Consider the following 5,051-nt stretch of genomic DNA (forward strand, 5'->3'; position numbering starts at 1 on the left):
GCATCAGCACGGGCGAAGAAATTGTTTTTCGTATAGCGGTTAAGCCAACTTCATCCATCTCTTTGCCGCAGCATACGATTGATATCCACGGTCAAGAGAAGATGATCGAGACCATTGGCAGACATGATCCGTGTATCTGTCCTCGTATTATTCCCGTTGTAGAAGCGATGGCATGTATCGTTATTGAAGATCTAATCAAGCGCCAAGCAGCAATGAATGGATAAACTGTGCTATGCTTATAAATGACAAATGCTGAGAGGAGATTGCTAATGAAACCAACTGTTTTCATTGATCGACAGATCCCCGCTGAAGTAGAGGCGTTTATAGCAGAGCACTGTATAATAGACAAATGGGAAGAGAAAACGCCCATGACCCGTCAGCAACTGCTTCTGAAGATGGCGAGTGCAAATGGTTTATTAACGGCAGGAGCAAAAATTGATGCTGAATTAATTGACCATGCGCCGCATTTGAAAGTCGTAAGCAGCATAAGCGTCGGCTATAATCATTTTGATGTTGAAGCAATGCGTACAAGAGGGATAATTGGAACGAACACGCCGCATGTCCTGAATGACACTGTAGCGGATCTTGCACTCGCACTCATTCTGGGAACAGCGAGGCGTGTTGCGGAGCTGGATCGATACGTAAAGGATGGCAAGTGGAGGACAGGCGATGGCGTCAAACTGTTCGGTAAAGATGTTCACCACGCTAAGCTTGGCATTATTGGAATGGGGAGAATTGGTGAGGCGGTTGCCCGTCGCGCTAGGTTCGGGTTTGACATGGATGTCGTTTATTATAATCGCAGCCGCAAGCCAGAAGCGGAAGAGAAGCTGGGCGTTCGTTATTTTGAATTAAATGATCTGCTTGCTTATTCAGATTTTGTTTTATTATTAGCACCTCTGACACCAGACACGGTTAAGCTAATTGGAGCAACGGAGTTTAAATTAATGAAGCCATCATCGATTTTTATTAATATATCGAGAGGGCAAACGGTAGATGAGCAAGCTTTGATTGAAGCTCTCGAGCAGGGTACGATCTCAGCTGCGGGCCTTGATGTATTCGAAAAAGAACCGATTGAAGCGGATCATCCTTTTCTGACGATGGCTAATGTATTAACCTTGCCTCATATCGGCTCTGCCACTTCGGATACAAGGTTTGATATGGCTATGCTTGCGGCTCAAAACCTAGTAAACGCGTTAACGGGACAAGTCCCCCAAAATGTCGTTGACGAGCTGCTTTAACAGAATAAACGTTGTTAATAAGAGGGGTACATATCATGACAGCTTCAAAGTTATTACTTCTCGGAGCAACAGGCAAGACCGGTCAATTTATTGCGAGTTATCTTGAAGATAGAAACGTTCCATTTAAACGATTTGTAAGACTGCCTGAGCAAATGATCGATGAGAGTTACCTCGGAGATGTACGTAATCAGCATGATGTTTTTGAAGCCATGGTTGATGCGAGCGGAGTCATTTGTGCGTTGAATACGGAAGGCAACGGAACACTTGTCAGCGGCATCACAAATTTGATTGCCGCAATGCAGCATTACCGAGTGAAAAGAATCGTTACGATAGGTACAGCGGGCATCTTGCAGAGTGAGCTGCAGCCAGAGCTGCTTAGATACCAGTCCAGTGAAAACAGACGTTTAAACCATGATGCAGCCAAAGAGCATGAGCAGGCTTATAGGGCACTCGCTAACACTGATTTGGACTGGACCATCGTCTGTCCTACAAGGCTCGTTCAAGAGGAGCTGCGCGGCGGTTATCGTGTGCGAAAGGAAATCCTGCCCTCTGGAAGTGCATCGATTTCTTTTGCAGATACGGCCGAATTCGCTGTTTCGGAATATTTTAACGGTGCTTATGTGCGAGAACGTGTTGGTATTAGCTACTAATTCATAGGCAAAAAGGTAAAAACACCTGAGTTCCTACTTTTCGTAGGGACTCAGGTGTTTTTGGTTATCTATTATTGAGCTGCATCAGCTTTCAAAACTTCAACGCGATTCGAGAAAAATGTAGCACCGCCGCCCATATCTGCGAGTCGCTGCGGCGTCAGTGTATTCACGGCTTGATGGCCTTTTTTCTTGTCTTCCCACCATAAGCCTTGCGTGACGAGTACACCTGGCAGTACATCTTGACCAACGCGCAGCGTCATCTCCAGTTCACCACGATCATTGCGTATCTTAACACGTTCCCCGCTAAGGAGCCCGAGTGCTTCTGCGTCATCCGCATGCATATGAAGGAGAGGCTCCTTCTCAAGCTTTTGCAACTTCTCTTGGTTGGCGAAGGTCGAGTTAATGAAGCTGTGATTCGGGCCAGTCGTCAGCCAAAAAGGATACGTCTCCGGCTCTCTAAGCGGCGTATGATTGGGTATTGGTGGCAAGCCGTTCATAAGCATTTTCTCCGAATAAAGCTCGATTTTACCCGAAGGAGTCGGAATCATCGAGGTATAGGAAGGAAGCTCATTACCGCCAGCCTTCATCCACGTATTAGCTTGCAGCGCTTCAAAAGTAATGCCTTTAAGAAGTGGATTATTTTCGCTATCAAGTGCCTCGCTTATCATTTGCTGCTCAGAAATGTCAAATAGATGAGGCTCAAAGTCAAGTTTAAGCGCGAGCTCCTTAAAGARCGTAAAGTTTGATTTGCATTCACCCATTGGTTCCATAATCGGCTGGTGAAGCTGCAAATACAGATGCCAGTAGGAAGTGTATAAATCCAAGTTTTCAAAATGAGAAGTTGCAGGCAATACAATGTCCGAATATTTGCAGGTGTCTGTTAAGAACAAATCATGTGTAACCGTAAATAAGTCTTCACGAGCCAATCCCTCGCGCACTCGGTTCTGGTCAGGCGCTACGACTGCTGGATTGCTGTTATAGACAAACAGCATCTTTACTGGAGGAGCGACATCTAGAAGAGCATCGCCGAGCTGATTCATACTGATCGTACGGACATCCGGATCAGGCATTAAATCAGGGCGCTCAATTTTCTCACCGTTGAGCCGCGAATACCAGCTGTTGCCTTTCATTGCGCCGCCACCTTGAACATCCCATTGCCCAGTCAATGCAGGCAAGCATGAAATTGTTCGCACGATCATTCCGCCATTATCATGGTGCTGAAGTCCGTTGCCAATGCGGATAAAAGAGGGAGTGGTCGTTCCATACAGCCTGCTAAGCTCCTCGACCTCCGCTGCCGGTACGCCCGTAATAGCTTCCACTCGTTCAGGCGTATATTCAGCTGCTTGCTTCGCGAGATCCTCATAACCGAGCGTGAACTGCTCAAGAAAAGCTTGATCAGTCAGCCCGTCACGGATGATGATATGCATCATGCCGAGAGCGAGCGCTGCATCCGTTCCCGGACGCAAATGAATGAACTGATCCGCCCAAGTAGAGGTACGATTGCGATGCACATCAATATGAATAACCTTTGCTCCGTTTTTCCGTGCTTCCGTTGCCAACATCGTTTGATGCATATTTGTGGATACGAGATTGCAGCCCCATATAAGAAACAGCTTCGTGTGTATCGTTTCTTCGGGATCAATTCCTCTGGAAGCACCCATCGTATAAGCATAGCCTGTTGAGCCAGCAGCGTTGCAAATTGCGCGGTCCAATTGACTAGCGCCGAGTCGATGAAAGAACCGTCGATCCATTCCTTCTGCATTCAAAACGCCCATATTGCCATAAAAACTATAAGGCAATATGGCACTCGCTCCATGCTCGGAAATAATCCCTTTCATCCGTGAGGCAATTTCCTCATATGCTTCTTCCCAAGATATCCGTTCGAATGAATGCTCGCCTTTGGGACCTACGCGGCGAAGAGGGTAGAGCAGTCTTTCAGGATGATACACGCGATCATTTAATTGTCTTACCTTATTGCAAATTGCTCCGCGGGTTACCGGGTGCTCTGCATCACCTGTTACTTTCGTTATTTTGCCTTCCTCGAAGGTGATGCTCAGACCACAAGTATCCGGGCAATCAAAAGGGCAAACCGATTTTACAGTACCATTTATTACTGATTTGCTCATATCTATCTCACTCCATATAACAGCCATATTCACGTCGTATTATCATAGCATAATCGCATGCAGCATAGGGAGCAAGATGCAAAAAAGTGATGTGAAAATCGCCTATTTTCTGAACTTCCAGTTTATTATCTATTGACAGCACTTTACTTGTCATGTAATATTCAATGTGCTTAAGACGTATTCCACAACTAAATAATTCGTATAACCTCACGGAGTTACAGCTTGAACAGGGTGAGGGTTTCTACGGGAAGCCTTACTTCCCAACTACGAATATGAGATCAATCATCATTGATCCTATATTCGCAGTTGGGATTTTTTTATGCGCAAATTTTTAAATTTTCATGAGGGGGATTCACACAGATGAAGTATATTTTTTCGGTTTTTCTAGGTGCTGCAAGCTATGGCATTTTATCCACTATTGTTGTGCTTGCTTATGGCCGCGGCTATGAGCTTGGTGAAGTTGTAGGCAGTCAATTGTTAACAGGTTTTTTGCTCGCTTGGATACTCACTTTCATTATGAAATGGCGTGAGAAGCGCAGCCAGAGCTCAACTAATCAAAGTAAGGCTAATACATCTATTCGCACGAGCAGCATGACATGGAAACAACGTTTCATTCTAATGGCCGCTGGAACTCCAACCGCTATTACAGGTTTATTGTATTACCAATCTCTTCGCTACATCCCAGCATCGCTTGCGATTATATTGCTCTTTCAGTTCACATGGATTGGTGTATTAATTCAAGCGGTAGGACAGCGGAAACGTCCAAACGGCATTATGTTTTTTACAATTGCTATCTTATTCGGCGGTACTTTGCTTGCAGCAGGCATCATTGAGCAGGGCACAGGACAGTTCAATATAATGGGAGTTATACTCGGCCTGTTATCTGCAGTCAGTTATTCACTATTTATTCTATTTAGCGGAAAAGCAGTTCCTTCTGTACATCCTGCTTATCGAAGCGCATGGATGATTACCGGGGGAATGGTACTTGTATTTATTTTATTCCCTCCAACCTTTTTGTTTAATGGACTCATTTTTGG

Annotated in this window: 5 protein-coding genes and 1 riboswitch; of the genes, 4 read left to right on the top strand and 1 reads right to left on the bottom strand. The window is 45.3% G+C overall.

The window, feature by feature from the left end; translation table 11 throughout:
• The 3 genes from AC1DSE_RS29860 to AC1DSE_RS29870 all read left to right on the top strand — a co-directional run.
• Positions 1 to 224 (top strand): chorismate synthase (locus AC1DSE_RS29860; RefSeq protein WP_477528666.1); only part of this gene is annotated, 224 nt, incomplete at its 5' end.
• A 45-nt stretch (positions 225 to 269) separates the two neighbouring features.
• The gene (locus AC1DSE_RS29865) at positions 270 to 1,238 is read left to right on the top strand and encodes a 2-hydroxyacid dehydrogenase (protein WP_477511637.1); all 969 of its coding nucleotides are present in this window, start codon (positions 270 to 272) and stop codon (positions 1,236 to 1,238) included.
• Between the two features lie 35 nt (positions 1,239 to 1,273).
• The gene (locus AC1DSE_RS29870; RefSeq protein ID WP_477511638.1) at positions 1,274 to 1,888 is read left to right on the top strand and encodes an NAD(P)-dependent oxidoreductase; all 615 of its coding nucleotides are present in this window, start codon (positions 1,274 to 1,276) and stop codon (positions 1,886 to 1,888) included.
• Positions 1,889 to 1,959: 71 nt separating this feature from the next.
• Here AC1DSE_RS29870 and AC1DSE_RS29875 read toward each other — a convergent pair whose 3' ends face one another.
• Entirely contained in the window at positions 1,960 to 4,014 is a 2,055-nt protein-coding gene (locus AC1DSE_RS29875; RefSeq protein WP_477528667.1) for a molybdopterin-containing oxidoreductase family protein, read from the bottom strand.
• A gap of 177 nt (positions 4,015 to 4,191) precedes the next feature.
• Positions 4,192 to 4,301: riboswitch (purine riboswitch) on the top strand.
• 73 nt (positions 4,302 to 4,374) lie between these two features.
• Here AC1DSE_RS29875 and AC1DSE_RS29880 point away from each other — a divergent pair.
• Positions 4,375 to 5,051: DMT family transporter (locus AC1DSE_RS29880; protein ID WP_477528668.1), on the top strand; the 677-nt coding region annotated here is incomplete at its 3' end.

The organism is Paenibacillus sp. 01L418, from assembly GCF_056400045.1.

Excerpts from the sequence above, each read along its gene's own strand:
- AC1DSE_RS29870 (WP_477511638.1), top strand. The coding sequence starts at position 1,274 with ATGACAGCTTCAAAGTTATTACTTCTCGGAGCAACAGGCAAGACCGGT.
- AC1DSE_RS29865 (WP_477511637.1), top strand. The coding sequence starts at position 270 with ATGAAACCAACTGTTTTCATTGATCGACAGATCCCCGCTGAAGTAGAG.